We start from the raw sequence: 14,726 nt of genomic DNA on the forward strand, positions 1-14,726 counted from the left end.
CAGTCTGGCTATGGAAGCTGGTGCTTGCGTGGCTTCGGTTGGCAATGGCACAGCCGGCGGAGATGCTTTGTCACGAACCCGCGGCTGAACGCACGCGCAGCAGCGTCAGGCCGGCCTCGTAGGGGTTTGGAAGTGCGCTGGTTTCGGGGGAGTAGCGGCCACCCCCATCGCTCCCTACGGCTTGGCGCGGTGGGTCAGCGATGGTGTGGAGGGCTTGCCTAGGGCGGCTTGGTCGAGTTCCTGGGCGATTTGTTCAAGGGTCTTGCCGCTGGTCTCGGGGGCGTAGCGCAAGACGAGCAGCGCGCCTATGACGGGGCCGATGGCCATGATACCGACCGACAGCGGGATGCCGATGCGGTCGGCCAAGAGCCCGATCAACAAAGGTGTGACCATTTCCGTGATGCGCCCGAACAAGTTCGTTGTCCAACTGTACCCCGTGGCGCGAATCTCGGTGGGAAAAAGCTCGGTGGCATAGGTGGCGGTAACGGAGTTTGCTCCGAGGAAGCACACAATGCACGCCGACATGAGCGCTGTCTGCAGCGCCACGCTCGGGGTGGGCACCATGAACAGCGCGAAGATGAAACCGGCGGCGCCAAAGTAATACAGCGCACACGATAGCCGCCGACCCAGCCGATTCATGAGAAAACCTGCGAGCGGCGCACCGAGCAGGAAACCAACAATGTAAGCCCCGGCAACGACGACGGTGTAGTCCTGCGGCGAGAAGCCTAAGTTGCGCGCCGCGTGGATGGTCCAGAACGTCACCGCGGGCGAAGTTACGAGGTGGTTGCAGTTCCAAATGAGGGTGACGAGCAACGACCGCGCGCGATAGCGGCGCTGGAACGGCACCTTGAGCGCGGCCAACTGCGCACGCCAAGACTGTTTCACGTGCCCGTCGTTCTTGAGCTGCTCGAAGCGGTGGGTCTCGCGCATCCCCAGGCGCACCAGCACCACCAGTGCCACCGGCACGAGCCCGAGCAAGTACATAGTGCGCCAATCGTAGTGCGTGAGCACCCAGCGGGCAGTGAGGAACGAGAGGATGGTTCCGAACGCCCCCATGCCGGCAAGCAGGGAGACGCCAAAGCTACGCAGCCGAGTAGGATATTCTTCGCCAATGATGATGAGCGCGAGCGCAAACTCAGCGGCTAGAAAGATGCGCGCACAAAACTGCCACAGGGTGAAGCTGTACACGTCGGCAGCAAACGCGGTAAGGCCCGTAAAGGCTGCGTAGCCGAAGATGGTCAGCGTAATGATGGGCCGTCGTCCGAAACGATCCGCCAGGGCGAGCACGAAGAAGGAGATGATTGCGCCAACGCGAATCACGAGATTCACTAAGCCCCACTCGGTGTGGTTGAGCTGGTAAAGCTGCTGAATTTGCGGCGCCACGGTAGAAAGAATGGCCACGTTGAAAGCATCGAACACCGTGGCCGAAAGCAGCATCCCGAGCAGCGCCCAGAGATAGGGCGTCATGCGCTCGGCTTCGGTGGGTAACGGTGCTGTGCTCCCGCTTGCCACCCGCTCTGCTGTAGCAGTGCGAGGAGCGCGACTTGCTGGTTTCGAACTCGACATCGCCCGCTGCGCTGGTAGGATTAGCGCCCGCTCCACCGCGCAGGGCGCTTTTCGAGAAACGCGGCCATGCCCTCTTGCGCATCGCTCGCCAGCGCGTTCAGGCTCATCACTTCCTTCGCGTAGGCATATGCCTGGTGCTGGTCGAGCTCGATTTGCCGGTAAAACGCCTGCTTGCCGAGACCGACGGTGCGCGGGCTCGCCTCGACGATGCGCGCTGCCAGCTCCTCGACGGCGCTGTCGAGTTGCGCGAGCGGCACCACACGGTTCACCAAGCCCCACGCACAAGCAGTGTTTGCATCGATCGTCATTCCCGTGAGCAACATTTCCATTGCCCGTTTACGCCCGATGGCGCGAGTCAATGCAACCATGGGTGTGCTGCAAAAGAGCCCGATGCGCACGCCGGGAGTGGCAAAACTGGCCGTGTCGGCGGCCACCGCCAAGTCGCAACTCGCGACCAGTTGACACCCGGCCGCCGTGGCCATGCCGTGCACGCGCGCAATCACTGGTTGGGGAACGGTTTGAATGGTCTCCATCAGACGCGTGCACCGGTCGAACAGGGCGCGGTAGAAGCCAGCATCGCGCCCCTGCATTTCGCGAAGATCGTGGCCAGCGCAAAACGCGGGCCCCTCGCCGGCGAGCACGATCACACGAGTTTGCGGCGCTTCGGCCAGCGTTTCGAAGGCCGCAATCAACTCGTCCATCATGGCCATCGACAGGGCGTTACGGCGCTCGGGCCGCCAAAGGGTGACACGAGAGATAGCACCGCCTTCGGTGCGCAGGTGTTGGAAATCCATCGGTGGCGTCCTCCTGATTTGCTCGGCTCCAAACTACCAGAACGGCGGCGAAACGAAACGCCAAGCCTGTTTGCCCATGGCCGCGATCGCAAGACGGCTCGTTCTCAAGTTTGCGGCGGCGCGGAGGAGCCTCCGGGCACGACGCGAACGAGGATGGTGCGCCAAAACGCCGCACAGGTCGTGCCCGACCGGCACCGTGCAGCACCGCGCGCCGCGCGGAGTGGCGCGCGCGGCGGCGGCTCGGCCCCTAAGGCAATTTCTGCTGGAAGGCAAGAACAATTTCGAGTAACGTGCCGGCGCAAAGCCGCCCGCCGCGGGTGGCGTGCGAAGGTGAGAAGGAGGCTGCTTTATGGGCCGAGTTTATGCCGGATTGTTGGGGATTGTGTGCGGGGGGTGGTTCGCTGCGGCGCAGGTTGTAGCCTTGGAGCCGTACACAGGTGTCGATGTTGGCCTCACCGAGCCGCTCAACGGCAACTTTCGCGGCCACGTGAATTTAGGGTTTCTCGTAAGCCCGTACGTCGGGTTGCAGCTCCATCCCTACGTGGGATTCCAAGCGAGCCCAACCTTTTACTTTTTCAGCCAAGGAGGCTCGTTCCCGGGCATGCCGGGACAAGGGCGAGAGGAAACCACCATGTTCGCCATGAGCGGCGGACCGCGCCTGCAGTACCCCCTGGAGACACAAATTGGCACGCTCGTCCCCTACATTTACGGCGCCGGCGGCTACTACGTGGGCACGAGCGGGCGACTGAGCCAAAGTGCTCCAGGGGTGTTCGGCGGGGGTGGGCTCGAGTACCGGCTGAACGAACGGCTCTCGCTCGGTGCCTTCGCCCGCTACGAATATGCCTACATGGGGCCGCGGCCGGAAGATTTGGGTCCCCGGCAGGATCCCGAGGAGCGCTTCGCCGAGAACATCCGCTGGCTCTCGTATGGCTTTTCCGTGCGCTACGCCTTTGCTGAGGCTGAGCCACCACCACCCCTAGCACCGCCGCCTCCCGCGCCCACACCCGCTGCGGCTCAGCCGGCGCCACCGTTACCGCCGCCGAGCAAACGGAAAGTGGTGCTGCGCAGCGTGTATTTCGAGTTCGATCAAGCGCGCATCCAACCGGAATCGCGCGTCGTGCTCGACGAAGCTTACGGCATCTTGCGCGACGAGCCGGAAATCCGCGTGCGTGCCGAGGGACACACCGACTCCGTCGGCTCGGAGGATTACAACTTGCGGCTCAGCCAGCGGCGCGCTGAGGCGGTGCGCACGTACCTGATCGGTAAGGGCATTGCTCCGCAACGCATCGAGGCGGTGAGTTTCGGGGAATCGCGCCCGGTGGCGAGCAACGACACTCCCGAAGGCCGCGCGCAAAACCGCCGCGTCGAGCTCCACGTGATTGAGTAGCGGCGCGAACACCGCGCGGGCGCGTACCGTCGTTCGCAGCCCCCCGGCGCGGGCCCATGGAAGGTGCGTGTGCTCCTGCGAGGGCTTAGATGGCTGGCCTGTGCGCAAATGCTCTCCGCCTCTGCTAGCAGGCTGAGTTCATGGACTACCCAGTGGTACACCTGAAGCCCGGGCGAGAGAGCGCGCTCAAGGAAGGGCACCCGTGGGTGTTTGCCGGCGCCGTCGCCAATCCTGAAGCCATCGCAGAGCCCGGGCAAATTGTGGAGGTGAGAGCCGCCGACGATCGCCTCCTCGGTGTGGGCACCGCTCACCCGCGCTGCACGATTGCGGTGCGCGTGTTCACGCGGGAGCGGGAGGCACTTGACGTTGCCTTCTTCACCCGCCGCTTGTCGGCAGCGTTGGAACTGCGCAACCCGCTGCTGCGGAGCGGCAAGACAAATGCGTATCGGCTCGTCAACGGCGAGGGCGACTGTTTGCCTGGATTCGTTGTCGATGTGTACGGAGCGACGGCTGTGGTGCAGTGCCTGACCGCGGGCGCAGAACGGCTCAAGCCCCTGCTGGTGCAGGCGCTCTCTGCCACTCTGCCTCTCCGCTGTATTTTCGAACGCAGTAGCGGTGCCGTGCGGCGCGAAGAAGGTTTGGAAGATGCCCGCGGTTGTTTGTGGGGCGAAATGCCAGAGTTGCCGCTCGAAGTCCGCGAGCACGACCACCGCTTTTGCGTGGATATCGAAACTGGTCAAAAAACTGGCTTTTTCCTCGATCAACGAGACAACCGGGCGCTGGCCGGCGAGCTCGCGTTCGATCGCGAGGTGTTGAACGCCTTTGCCTACACCGGCGCCTTTTCTGTGTACGCCGCCGCGGGCGGCGCGCGGCGCGTGGTGTCGGTGGAAAGCTCGCGGCGCGCGGCAGCGCTGATCGAACGGCATTGGCAAGTCAATGGGTTGGCCACGCCGCACGAGGTAGTCGTCGACGACGTGTTCACCTACCTGCGCAACACCAGCGAGACCTTCGATCTCATCGTGCTCGATCCGCCGGCGCTGGTAAAACGGCGGCCTGAGCTATCGCGCGGCACGCGCGCCTATTACGACTTGCACACCTGGGCGCTGCGCCGGGGGAAAACACCAGCTTGGTTGCTCACGTTTAGTTGCTCGCAGCATGTTACGCTGCCATGGTTTGCCCACACGCTCGAACGCGCAGCGGCAGTCACGGGGAGAGTCGTGCAGGTCGTACGCACACTCGGGCCGGGGATCGACCACCCGACCTTGATTTCTCACCCGGAAGGCAATTACCTCAAGGGTCTACTCGTGCACGTGCAGTGAGACCTCCGCCTCAACACCGCTTTGGAGGGAGAACGATGGACCCAGCCCGCACTTGGCAGGAACTGCTCGACTTGGAAGCGATCAAACAACTCAAATACCGCTACTTGCGCCACTTGGATTTGAAAGAGTGGGAGCAGTTGCGGGAGTGCTTCTCGACGGACGCTCGTGCCGCTTATGCCGACGGGGAGTACTCGTTCGACGGCCGCGATGCCATCGTGAACTTCCTGCGCGAGGTGCTCGGATCGACGGATCGGCTTTCGTTGCACCGCTGCCATCATCCGGAAATTCAGTTCGACGGTGCTGAGCGGGCGCGCGGACGGTGGGCGTTAGACGATTTGGTTATCGACCGCCGCAGCGGCACCGTGCTGCAAGGTGCTGCGTATTACGAAGACGAGTACGTGCGCGTGGGCGGCGACTGGAGAATTGCGTTCACGAGTTACCGGCGCGTGTTCGAGCAGATCTGGCAGGAAAAGGACATGCCGAGCCTGATCCGCCGGGTGCCGTGGTGGGAAAAAGACCAGCCGAGTTGATCACGAGCCCACGGGCACTCGCTCGTCCCTGCATCGACCTCCGGCGCTGCGTGGTGCGACCAGGCGGCGCAGGTGCGCTCACGAAGACACGCTCGCTGTGCAGTTTGCGCTTTATGCCCGCAACCAATGGTTGTATAGGGCGCGCAGACGTTGGCGAGTGAGAAATCATGCCAGTCGTTCCCAAAGGTTCAGGGTCGATGCCGGAGAGCTCAGGGAAGCGACCAGGGGGGCCGAAGCGGGCGAGTCGAAAGCCCCCGGAAAACTTGCGCGCGTGGCTTTCCTTGGCGGATTTGGTTTGGCCCTGGCGCTGGCAGCCGCCGGGGGCTTGGCGCGCGGGCACGCCAAACTCCAGGGATTTTCTCGGGCGCCGCGTAGAACCGGGCTCGGAATACGAGACGGTGGCCGGCTGGATGATCCCGGAGGAACGAGACACTTTGCTGCAGGCGCTCGAGCGCGCACGCGAGGGAACGGCGGTGCGGGTGAACGTGCGCATGCGCCACCAAGGCGGCTCCGAACACGAAGTTTGTGTGCTGGCACTGCCTTCCCAGCCAGGAGCGCGCGACGAGGTGACCCTCGTGTTCCTCGTCGCCGGCCCGAGCCCGGCGCCGTCGACCCGCTCGCTTGTGCACGATGTCGCGCGCGGCTCGACCCACCAGGGATATGTGCAGCAGGTTACCGGCTTATTGTCGTCGCTGCGGGATACGGTGGGCTGCGAAACCGTAGAGTTGGTGTTGCACGGCGCGCTCGGCGGCGAGTGTGCGGTGTACGCTTCAGCGGAGCAGGGAGCGGAGGGTAGCCCGCGGGTGGAAGAGCCGCGGGGAGCGTTCGAGCAACAGGAGCAGGAACTTTCCCTTGGGTTGGGGACACAGCCACCAGCCTCCGTTCGCCTGCGCGGGCTTCCGGCCAGCGCCCATGGTGCCAGGTGGCGGTCGCCCGCGGTGGAGGAGTTGTTGCGCCGACTCGAAGCAGTCGTCACCGAATGGGCGCTCACTGCCCAGCAGGCGCTTTGGCAACGGCTCCTCGGTCTTTTGCACGCGGCACAGGCAGCGCGATCGGATCCCGAGCGACCCTCGCTGCAGGAGCTTTGCTCCGCGGTGGCGGCAGCGTGTGGGGCGGAGCGAGCGCACGTGTGGATTGTCGACGAGCGAATGAAAGTTTGCCGCTTGGCAGCGCAGTGGGGTTTTGCTGCTGAGGAAAGTGCCGCCCTGCAGGTCCTGGAGGTGCCAGCGCACCTGTTGCCCCTCGAAGATAACCTCCCCGTACAAGCGGTGCGCGAGCCGATTGCCCCGCCGCGCGATTTCGACGCGCCCGGAGTAGCAGCGCAGCTTTGTTTGCGGCTCGATGAGCGCGGGGTGTTGCTTTTGGACTGGTGTGCGGAGGCTCCGGCTCCGCACACCGCGTTGCTCGAAGTTGTGCGCTTGGTGGCCTCCCTGTGGTTTGCAGCCACGCAATTTGCCTTCGAAGCGCAGCAAGCGGCGCGCCTCAAGTCGGATTTCGTCGCCACGATGTCGCACGAATTGCGCACGCCGCTCAACACGCTCATGGGCTACACCGATCTGCTTGCCTGTGGAGAATTCGGCCCACTCACACCGGAGCAGACGGAAGTGCTCGAGCGCATGGGCTACAGCGCGCGCGAGCTGCTCGATCTCATCAACGCCACGCTCGATTTTGGCCGCTTCGAGAGCCAGCAGGTGGCGTTGGAGATCGAATCCGTGTCGCTCGCTGCGTTGCTCGACGAGATCGATCGTGAGCTTGCCCACCACCGCCGCCGCCGCAGCCTGTCGTTTGCTGTCACGGTGGAAGCGGGCGCGGCGCAGGTGCAAACCGATCGCGAGAAGCTCAAGCTCGTGCTCAAAAATCTTGTGGCTAACGCCATCAAATTCACCGAACGGGGCGGCGTCGAGGTACATGCGCGGCGGGAAGGTGCAGAGATCGAGATCACTGTGAAGGATACAGGCGTGGGGATCGACCCGACGGTGCTGCCGGTGATTTTCGAGCCGTTTCGGCAAGGCGAGCCGGCAGCCACGCGTCGTTTCGGCGGTGTCGGACTCGGCTTGTACGTGGTGCGGCGCCTGCTCGACTTGTTAGGCGGATCGATCACCGTGGAGTCGCAACCAGGGCAGGGTTCCACGTTCCGGGTTCGCCTGGCGGCGGATCCGCGCTCGCCCGCCTGAGGAACAAGGGCTGCGTACCGGCGCTGCATTTTGGTCGGCGCGAACTTGCGGGCGGCTGTGCGCCGCCATTCCCAGCGGGGGTGGCGTTACGAGCGCTACGGACGCACGCGCAATGCCACCTTACCGAAGTGCTGGCTCGACTGCACGCGGCGGTGGGCCTCGGCGACTCGTTCCAGCGGGAACACGGAATCGATCACCGGGCGGATTTGACCGGCCTCCAATTCTCTGCCGAATTGCTCGCGAAACGCAGAAACAATCCGCGCCTTGTCTGCGACGGAGCGGGTGCGCAGCGTCGATCCGAAAATACTGAGGCGGCGGGTGAGCAGGGGTGCGAGATTCAGTTCGGCCTTGGCGCCGCCCATAAGCCCGATGATGACGAGGCGACCATCGTTCGCCAGGGAATTTAAATTGCCCTCGAGATACTTGGCGCCAATGTGATCGAGCACTACGTGTACACCCTCACCGCGGGTCACTTCCCGGACGACGTCGGCAAACGCTTGGCTACGATAGTCGATGGCGACATCGGCACCGTGATCCCGGCAACGCCGGCATTTTTCTTCGCCGCCGGCGGTCACGAACACTTGCACGTTCCGAAGTTTGAGGAGTGTGGTCGCTGCCGTTCCCACGCCGCTGCCACCGCCGTGCACGAGCGCTCTGCCGCCAGGCGGCACATGTCCGAGCAGGAACAGGTTTAAAAACGCGGTGAGAAATACCTCCGGAAAGGCTCCGGCTTCTTCCCAACTGAGGCAGGAGGGAACTGGGAGCACGCTCCCATGATGCACGACGACCTCCTCGGCGTAGCCACCGCCTGCGAGAAGGGCCATGACACGCTCGCCCACCTTCCAGCCGCGAACTTCGCTGCCGACCTCGGCGACTTCTCCCGCACACTCCAACCCGAGAATCGGTGATGCCCCCGGTGGTGGTGGGTAAAGCCCTTGTCGTTGCAAGATGTCCGCGCGGTTCACCGAGGTGGTGAACACGCGGATGCGGATGTCTTCCGGACCGAGATCCGGAGCCGGCACCTCTTCGATCCGGAGCACGTATTCGGCTCCCGGCCGATCGCACACGACAGCCTTCATTGTACATCCTCCCTAGCCGGCGTTTGTGGCAGCGGACCTAGCTTGCGTTCAAGTCGGCGGCGCCGGCGTTGTACATCCTGTAAACGGTGGTCGACGTCTTGCAAACGCTGCAACAACATCTCGCGGCGTTGCTGCAACGCGGCCTCGCGCTGCTGAAGCCGCACGAGGGGTGGCATTGGCCCGACCCATCGCCGCTGCAACTCTCGCTCGCCCTCGGCGATTGCAAGGGGAGCGATCCCCCAGAGCAAAGCCAGCACGAGCAACATCCCGGCACGATGGCGGCTGTGGTCGTCGCGCCCATCCGGGAAGGTCCACCAGCGGCCGAACTGGAGATTCCAGAGTTCGACCGCGAGACCGACAAGCGCCGCGACTACGAAGGTTACCAGCCAACCGGCGCGCGGCACTTGGGCCGCGAGGCTGCCCATGACGATGCCGTACATGAGCACGATGGCCGCGAAGGCGAAGCGCGGTCGGCGAAATTCCCACAAACGGAACAGCCAAGCGACCGCTTCCACGACTGCCCCGAGGGCAAGACCAAGGGCGATGCACCGCCACCACATGGGGCCATCTATCTGGCTGAAGTGCTGGCCGTGTACAAGGTCAGCCGTTGACAGAGATGAAAGTGCCGTCGACAAACTCGCGCGAGCCGAGGAACCCGTATGCATGGGAACCAGACAACGCGAACGGCGATTGTACTGTCCGGCGGTGGTGCGCGCGGCGCATACGAGGCGGGTGTGCTCGCCTACCTACTCGAGGAACTGCCCCTGAAGCTGGGACGCCGAGTACGATTCGAACTGATCACCGGGACCAGTGTTGGCGCGGTACACGCGGTTTACCTGGCCGCGCACCAAGACGACGCGGATGTGGCGCGGCGGCTCCGTCAGGTATGGCTGTCGTTGTCGCTCGACCGCGTGTTCACTCCGCGGCGGCTTGGCGATTTGGTGCGGGCACCGTTGCGGCTTCTCGGCTTGGGAGAGCAGCCTCCACCATTGCCGCCCACCCGCGGCGGAGTTCCGGAAAGACTTCCGGGCTTGTTCGACACTGGCTGGCTCGAAGACATCATCTTGACCAATATCGACTGGGCACGGCTGCGCGAGCGCATCGACTCCGGAGCTTTGGATGCTCTCGCTTTGGCGGCGACGGAGATTGCCACCGGCCGTTCGGTGGTGTTCATCGACCGTGGGGGTCGGCCTTTGGTTCCTTGGAGCTACGATCCCTTTGTTGTCGCCCGCGCGACACAAATTGGGCCTGCCCATGCACTGGCCTCGGCCGCAATCCCGCTGTTCTTCCCCGCGCTGCGGATCGATCGTACGTATTACTGCGATGGCGGCCTGCGTTTGAACACGCCACTTGCGCCTGCGGTTCGCTTGGGTGCGGATCGGATCTTGGTCGTCAGCTTGCGCCACAGTCGCCCGCCTGCCGAGGAGGATCGCTTGGCGAGAAAACGGGAGGCCGCTTACAATAGCCTATCGTATCTGGCCGGTAAGGCGCTCAACGCCTTGCTGATCGATCGGGTGGAGCAAGACCTGCAGCGCCTCCGCGCGCTCAATGCCATTTTCGAGAAAGGAACGGCGCTCTACGGAAGCGACTTCCTGCAACGCTTGAACGCAGCCTTGGGTGCGGACCGCAGTAGCCCATATCGCATCGTCCGCGACTTTCTGATCCACCCGTCGCGCGACCTCGGCGAAGTCGCCGCGGAGTGCATGCGCCATCGCTCGCGGGCTTCGTCGATGCGTGAGTGGCTGAGCCGCAATTTGGCCTGGGCGGTGAGTCGCGGCACGATCGGCGAGGCCGATTTGCTGTCATACGTGTACTTCGATTCGTGCTACGCTGCCCATCTCATCGAGCTGGGCTGGAAAGACGCTGCTGCTGCCGAACAGGAGCTCGTTCGCTTCTTTGGTGCAGAGACGAGCTGAGGTTGCCTGCGGGCCCGACTGCCAGCCCTGAACCGGCGGCGTTCGCTCCTCGTGCACGGAGAGGCGACCGGCCGCGCACCCCTCTGTGCCCTCCATCATTTGCTGTCGGCCAACGCCCGTTTCCCAATGCCGATTCCGACCACTCGCGAGTCGCTGATCCATTCGACCTTCGTTGAGTTGCGGCTCGCGAATATTCTTCGTCCACCGTCCCCCGATTCGTGCTAGCGCCCCTCGCCAGGGTGCCACGCTGCGCGCGATAGGGCGGGCGGGGCTGCCCGCCCCTTTGCGCAGCGGACAACGACAGCGGTGCCAGCGGCCTCGGTGGCATCGTGCCGCAAGAGGTGCATCCGTGACCGCTGCCACCGCACTCCGCACGCGTTGCGATGGAAGGTTGCGCCGGGGCGGGGTAGGATGGTACCACGGCGCCGCCACGGGCGAGGCATGCGTGGCCCCTACAACCATCATTCGCCACTCCCCATTCGCCATTCGCTGGCGTCGCCTTGTACTTGCGCAAGTTTACAAAGGGTCGGGCCGTCGCTGTTGCTGAATTGGGTACGTACGGCGCTTCGCCCGTGCGCAGCTTGGGCGTTGGGCCGTGGTACGGCAGATGCACAGCCGCTGACGGGCGATGGGTCACTGGCTTGGAGTTGTCCCCGAAGGGTTGGCCGATGACGGGCGCAACCCGCAGCGCGCGAGCGAGGCGAGTGCCTTGCAGCACGATTTGGAAGGCGTAGCTCGTGTAGTTGGCAATCGCCCTGCACGGCAGTGGGCGGCGGTTCTCGACGCGCCGCTAGCGAGTGGGGATCTCGTGGGTGGGCTCGACGAAGAGTTTCTACGGGCGGGGCTGTTGGACTGGTTTTCGGAGTCTGGTGCAGTAATTCGCGAGGCGCTCCCGTCCCTGGCCGCCGTTGTGATCGGGGCTCTGGCCGAAAGTGACGGCGGCTTGGCCGCGGCGTATTTGGCTCGGGTGGCCGGGGCACTGCCATGGATCGGCAGCCGCGAGATCATGGGGCTGCTCGTGGATGGTTGGAGTTCCGGTCCGTTGCAGGGCGCGCCGGATGGTCAGCTTTGGGCGTGGGGTTGGCGTGCCGCGGCAGCGATGACGGTGTGTGTGTGCGAGACGGCGGTGCATGGCGTTTCGAGCTTGTTCCTGCCGAGGCCGTCGAACTTGTGGCACAACACAAACGCTTGGGTTTGCGCGACTGTGCATCGGCGTGGGTGCGCGTGCGCGCGGGGGAGAGGATCGCAGTAGAGGCTGCCTCGGTGGATGGGGTAGAGCAGTGGCGTGCCGCGGTTGCCGCGTGGTGGGCGACGATTGCGTTGGTCAGAGCTCGGGCGGCGGTTTGGAGCGCGCTGGACTATGCGGCACAGCGCCACCAAGGCGGAGCGATCCTTCTGCGGCACGAGATTGTTCAGGAAATGCTCGGGCGAGCGTTGCAGGAGTTGGCGGCTGCCGAGGCTTTGCTTGCGCAAGGGTTTGCCGGAGATTGGGTCGGTCTTGTCAGTGGTGCGAGTATGGCAAGTGCCATGAGCGAGCGAGCCGCCCACTCCGCCCAGCAAGTGTTCGGTGGTTATGGCTACATGCGCGCTTATCCGGTGGAGCGCTGCGTGCGCGATGTGAAAATGGCCGCATTGGCGGCAAGGTGTGAGCGCGCGCATGCGCGTGCAGGTGCTACGGATGTGGTGCGCGCGTGCAGGCATGGAACCCACGAGCCGAGAGACGACGAGGGGCGCGGCCGAGAAAGCGACCTAAAGACGGAGTTTGCTCATGGGTGCAGAAGGGTGGTCCGCGAAGTTTGGTCAGCGCCTGTTCGATCGCTTCGAGCAAACGCGAGAGGTGGCAGAACCCGCCCTTTATGTGCCGGCGCTGCGGCGCTTTGCGGTGCGAGTGGGGAGCTTCGCTCAGCAGCTCGAGCCCTTGGTCGTCGCCGCGGACGAAGGGAGCCAGGGCACGTAGGTGGAGCTCGCACGCAAGGCGTTGCAGCGTGCTGCCGAAGCTGGCTGGCTTACCCGCTTCCTGCCGGTGTGGGTTGGGGGGTAAGCAGGGGTGATGGGGTTCCAACGCCGTGGCACGCTACCGATGCTGATCTTCATAGAGGAACTGGCTGCCGTCTCTCCCGGGTTGGCCACACTGCTCGGTGCGCACTACCTCGGTGTGATGCCAATTTTGCTGTCGTTCGACTTGGCTGCACAGCGGCGCGTGTTGCGCCCTTTGTGCGAACGCCTACGGGCTGGAGAGCCGGCAATTTGTGCTTTCGCGATTACCGAGCCGGAGGCTGGCTCCGACGTGGAAGATCCCGTCGGAGGCGAGTACGCTCGCCTGGCAACAACGGCTCGCCGGGTAGCGGGAGGCTACGTATTGAACGGGCGCAAGTGCTTCATTTCGGGAGGCAACTTGGCAGCGCTGACAACAGTGTTTGCCGCTCTCGAACCTGACCACGGGATTCGCGGCTGGACCTGTTTCGCGGTTCCGATGAGCAGCCCCGGGGTGCAAGTTGTTCATGTGGAGGACAAGATGGGGCAGCGAATCAGCCCAGCGGCAGAGCTTTGCTTCGACGAGGTCTTCGTTCCTGATAGCCACCGCATCGGGCGCGAGCGATCCGGTTGGCAGCTCAATCCGGCGACGCTCGATTTATCGCGACCGCTCGTGGGCGGAATTGCCCTCGGTGGAGCGCGCACGGCCATTCACGAGTCCTTGGCTTGGGCGGAGCGCTCCGGCTTGGCGGGCGATCGATTCCTTCAGCACGAAATCGCTCGGTTGATCGGTGCGTATGCCGCGGCCCATGCGCTCGTCGTGCGTGCCGTGGGGATGATCCCGCCGCTTCCGGAGTGGTCTGCGATGGCCAAGTTTTTTGCGACCGACACGGCCATGAAGATCGTGTCGCAAGTGATGGACTGGATGGGCCTGGAGGCCAGTTTGAGCGGCTGTCGCGTGGAGCGGCTCTATCGGGACATTCGTTTGACGCAAATTTACGAGGGGACGAACGAGATTAACCGGCTGGCTGTGTTCGAACGAAAAAACCACGGCCAGCCTTGGTCGTGGCCGGACGGTGTGTGAGGGAGGCCGCGAGAAAGGAAGGTGGATTATGGGTTTGGGATTCCTCTCGGTTCCGCAAGCGGTGGTGCCCATCAGCACCGGGCCGATCGAGGTTCCGATTCTTTACCGGCAGGCGCGGTCGGTGCTGGCGGTATTCCCGGTAGACCCTGCGGTACTCGAACCTGTGTTGGAACCAGTTGGACTGCAGGCAGTACCGGTGTTCTCGGGCCGACCGGTGATCGTGGTCGCCTTCTTTGACTATCGTGACACGACCATCGGCCCGTATCACGAGGCCGCTGCCGCCGCGGTAGTGGTGCCCCGGGGCATGGCGAGCCCCCAGCACCCGCTGCTGGACCTTCTCCTTCCCGTCCGCTGGCGGCGGCTCGGGCTTTACATCTTCGACCTTCCAGTGACGACGCCAGTGGCGAATGCGGCGGGCCGGGAGCTTTGGGGGCTCCCGAAGTTCGTGACCGACATTCCCATTGCGTGGGAGGGTGAGCGGTCGGAGGCGTCTGTGTGCGACCCGGTGAGCGGGGAGCCGATGGTCACGCTGGTAGGCTATGCGGCCGGAGGTAGCCGCCTGCCGTTGCGTTCGCTGTTCCTGTATAGCTGGCTGGGCCCAGCGCTTGTGCGCACGGAGGTCGATTTGCGCGGTATGGCGAGCGTACTGCGCAGCCCAACGTTCCACCTGCATCTGGGTGCGCGGCTGCAGCCGATGGCCCAATGCCTGGCAATCTTGGGGCTCGATAGCGCGATGCCAGCGTTGGTCCAGCTTGCGCCATCCTTCCAAGCGCGGCTCAACCTGGGCCGGCGAGTGCCTTTGCCGCAAGCTGTCGAGGCCCGTGCAGAAGCGCAGCCGCGCGCGGCTTGACTGGGAAGAACCAGCGCGCGTTCGGGGGCGCGCTCGTTGAGCCATGACTTCGC

13 protein-coding genes are annotated in these 14,726 nt (G+C 64.2%); 9 read left to right on the forward strand and 4 right to left on the reverse strand.

The features are described from left to right. Positions 1–174 precede the first annotated feature (174 nt). Together N3C12_07300 and N3C12_07305 are read right to left on the reverse strand one after the other, a co-directional pair. Positions 175–1,467, reverse strand: a complete 1,293-nt coding sequence (locus N3C12_07300) for an MFS transporter (GenBank protein ID MCX8072239.1) — start codon at positions 1,465–1,467, stop codon at positions 175–177. A gap of 119 nt (positions 1,468–1,586) precedes the next feature. Then, on the reverse strand, positions 1,587–2,360 hold the full coding sequence (locus N3C12_07305; protein MCX8072240.1) for an enoyl-CoA hydratase: 774 nt from the start codon (positions 2,358–2,360) through the stop codon (positions 1,587–1,589). An 847-nt stretch (positions 2,361–3,207) separates the two neighbouring features. On the opposite strand from N3C12_07305, the gene N3C12_07310 reads away from it, so the two are divergent. The 4 genes from N3C12_07310 (at position 3,208) to N3C12_07325 (ending at position 7,770) form a co-directional block, all read left to right on the forward strand. Further along, positions 3,208–3,747: an OmpA family protein gene (locus tag N3C12_07310; GenBank protein ID MCX8072241.1), complete on the forward strand. Its 540-nt coding sequence runs from the start codon at positions 3,208–3,210 to the stop codon at positions 3,745–3,747. A 140-nt stretch (positions 3,748–3,887) separates the two neighbouring features. Next, positions 3,888–5,066: a class I SAM-dependent rRNA methyltransferase gene (locus N3C12_07315; GenBank protein MCX8072242.1), complete on the forward strand. Its 1,179-nt coding sequence runs from the start codon at positions 3,888–3,890 to the stop codon at positions 5,064–5,066. 35 nt (positions 5,067–5,101) lie between these two features. Continuing rightward, the gene (locus N3C12_07320; protein ID MCX8072243.1) at positions 5,102–5,596 is read left to right on the forward strand and encodes a nuclear transport factor 2 family protein; all 495 of its coding nucleotides are present in this window, start codon (positions 5,102–5,104) and stop codon (positions 5,594–5,596) included. A gap of 197 nt (positions 5,597–5,793) precedes the next feature. Continuing rightward, positions 5,794–7,770, forward strand: coding sequence for a HAMP domain-containing histidine kinase (locus N3C12_07325; GenBank protein ID MCX8072244.1), 1,977 nt, complete (start codon positions 5,794–5,796; stop codon positions 7,768–7,770). A gap of 95 nt (positions 7,771–7,865) precedes the next feature. Here the strand turns inward: N3C12_07325 and N3C12_07330 are convergent, their stop codons facing one another. Further along, entirely contained in the window at positions 7,866–8,849 is a 984-nt protein-coding gene (locus N3C12_07330; GenBank protein ID MCX8072245.1) for an NAD(P)H-quinone oxidoreductase, read from the reverse strand. Next, complete coding sequence (locus tag N3C12_07335) at positions 8,846–9,409, reverse strand: hypothetical protein (protein ID MCX8072246.1); 564 nt, start codon at positions 9,407–9,409, stop codon at positions 8,846–8,848. The genes N3C12_07330 and N3C12_07335 overlap by 4 nt, the downstream gene beginning before the upstream one ends. A gap of 99 nt (positions 9,410–9,508) precedes the next feature. Between N3C12_07335 and N3C12_07340 the strand changes: the two genes are divergently transcribed. From N3C12_07340 to N3C12_07360, 5 genes are all read left to right on the forward strand, one after another. Continuing rightward, a complete protein-coding gene (locus N3C12_07340; protein ID MCX8072247.1) occupies positions 9,509–10,765 on the forward strand; it encodes a patatin-like phospholipase family protein in 1,257 nt (418 codons plus the stop codon). Between the two features lie 628 nt (positions 10,766–11,393). Then, positions 11,394–12,017 (forward strand): hypothetical protein, encoded by a 624-nt coding sequence (locus N3C12_07345; GenBank protein ID MCX8072248.1) that lies wholly within the window; start codon positions 11,394–11,396, stop codon positions 12,015–12,017. A 516-nt stretch (positions 12,018–12,533) separates the two neighbouring features. Further along, positions 12,534–12,722 (forward strand): hypothetical protein, encoded by a 189-nt coding sequence (locus N3C12_07350; protein ID MCX8072249.1) that lies wholly within the window; start codon positions 12,534–12,536, stop codon positions 12,720–12,722. Positions 12,723–12,815: 93 nt separating this feature from the next. Next, positions 12,816–13,823, forward strand: a complete 1,008-nt coding sequence (locus N3C12_07355; protein MCX8072250.1) for an acyl-CoA dehydrogenase family protein — start codon at positions 12,816–12,818, stop codon at positions 13,821–13,823. A gap of 28 nt (positions 13,824–13,851) precedes the next feature. Then, on the forward strand, positions 13,852–14,673 hold the full coding sequence (locus N3C12_07360) for an acetoacetate decarboxylase family protein (GenBank protein ID MCX8072251.1): 822 nt from the start codon (positions 13,852–13,854) through the stop codon (positions 14,671–14,673). Positions 14,674–14,726 lie beyond the last annotated feature (53 nt).

It is taken from the genome of Candidatus Binatia bacterium, assembly GCA_026415395.1.
In the GTDB taxonomy this organism is placed as follows: domain Bacteria; phylum Desulfobacterota; class Binatia; order HRBIN30; family HRBIN30; genus HRBIN30.

Excerpts from the sequence above, each read along its gene's own strand:
- N3C12_07325 (MCX8072244.1), top strand. The coding sequence starts at position 5,794 with ATGCCGGAGAGCTCAGGGAAGCGACCAGGGGGGCCGAAGCGGGCGAGT.
- N3C12_07315 (MCX8072242.1), top strand. The coding sequence starts at position 3,888 with ATGGACTACCCAGTGGTACACCTGAAGCCCGGGCGAGAGAGCGCGCTC.
- N3C12_07320 (MCX8072243.1), top strand. The coding sequence starts at position 5,102 with ATGGACCCAGCCCGCACTTGGCAGGAACTGCTCGACTTGGAAGCGATC.
- N3C12_07340 (MCX8072247.1), top strand. The coding sequence starts at position 9,509 with ATGCATGGGAACCAGACAACGCGAACGGCGATTGTACTGTCCGGCGGT.
- N3C12_07305 (MCX8072240.1), bottom strand. The coding sequence starts at position 2,360 with ATGGATTTCCAACACCTGCGCACCGAAGGCGGTGCTATCTCTCGTGTC.
- N3C12_07335 (MCX8072246.1), bottom strand. The coding sequence starts at position 9,409 with ATGTGGTGGCGGTGCATCGCCCTTGGTCTTGCCCTCGGGGCAGTCGTG.
- N3C12_07345 (MCX8072248.1), top strand. The coding sequence starts at position 11,394 with ATGGGTCACTGGCTTGGAGTTGTCCCCGAAGGGTTGGCCGATGACGGG.
- N3C12_07350 (MCX8072249.1), top strand. The coding sequence starts at position 12,534 with ATGGGTGCAGAAGGGTGGTCCGCGAAGTTTGGTCAGCGCCTGTTCGAT.
- N3C12_07300 (MCX8072239.1), bottom strand. The coding sequence starts at position 1,467 with ATGACGCCCTATCTCTGGGCGCTGCTCGGGATGCTGCTTTCGGCCACG.
- N3C12_07310 (MCX8072241.1), top strand. The coding sequence starts at position 3,208 with ATGGGGCCGCGGCCGGAAGATTTGGGTCCCCGGCAGGATCCCGAGGAG.
- N3C12_07360 (MCX8072251.1), top strand. The coding sequence starts at position 13,852 with ATGGGTTTGGGATTCCTCTCGGTTCCGCAAGCGGTGGTGCCCATCAGC.
- N3C12_07355 (MCX8072250.1), top strand. The coding sequence starts at position 12,816 with ATGGGGTTCCAACGCCGTGGCACGCTACCGATGCTGATCTTCATAGAG.
- N3C12_07330 (MCX8072245.1), bottom strand. The coding sequence starts at position 8,849 with ATGAAGGCTGTCGTGTGCGATCGGCCGGGAGCCGAATACGTGCTCCGG.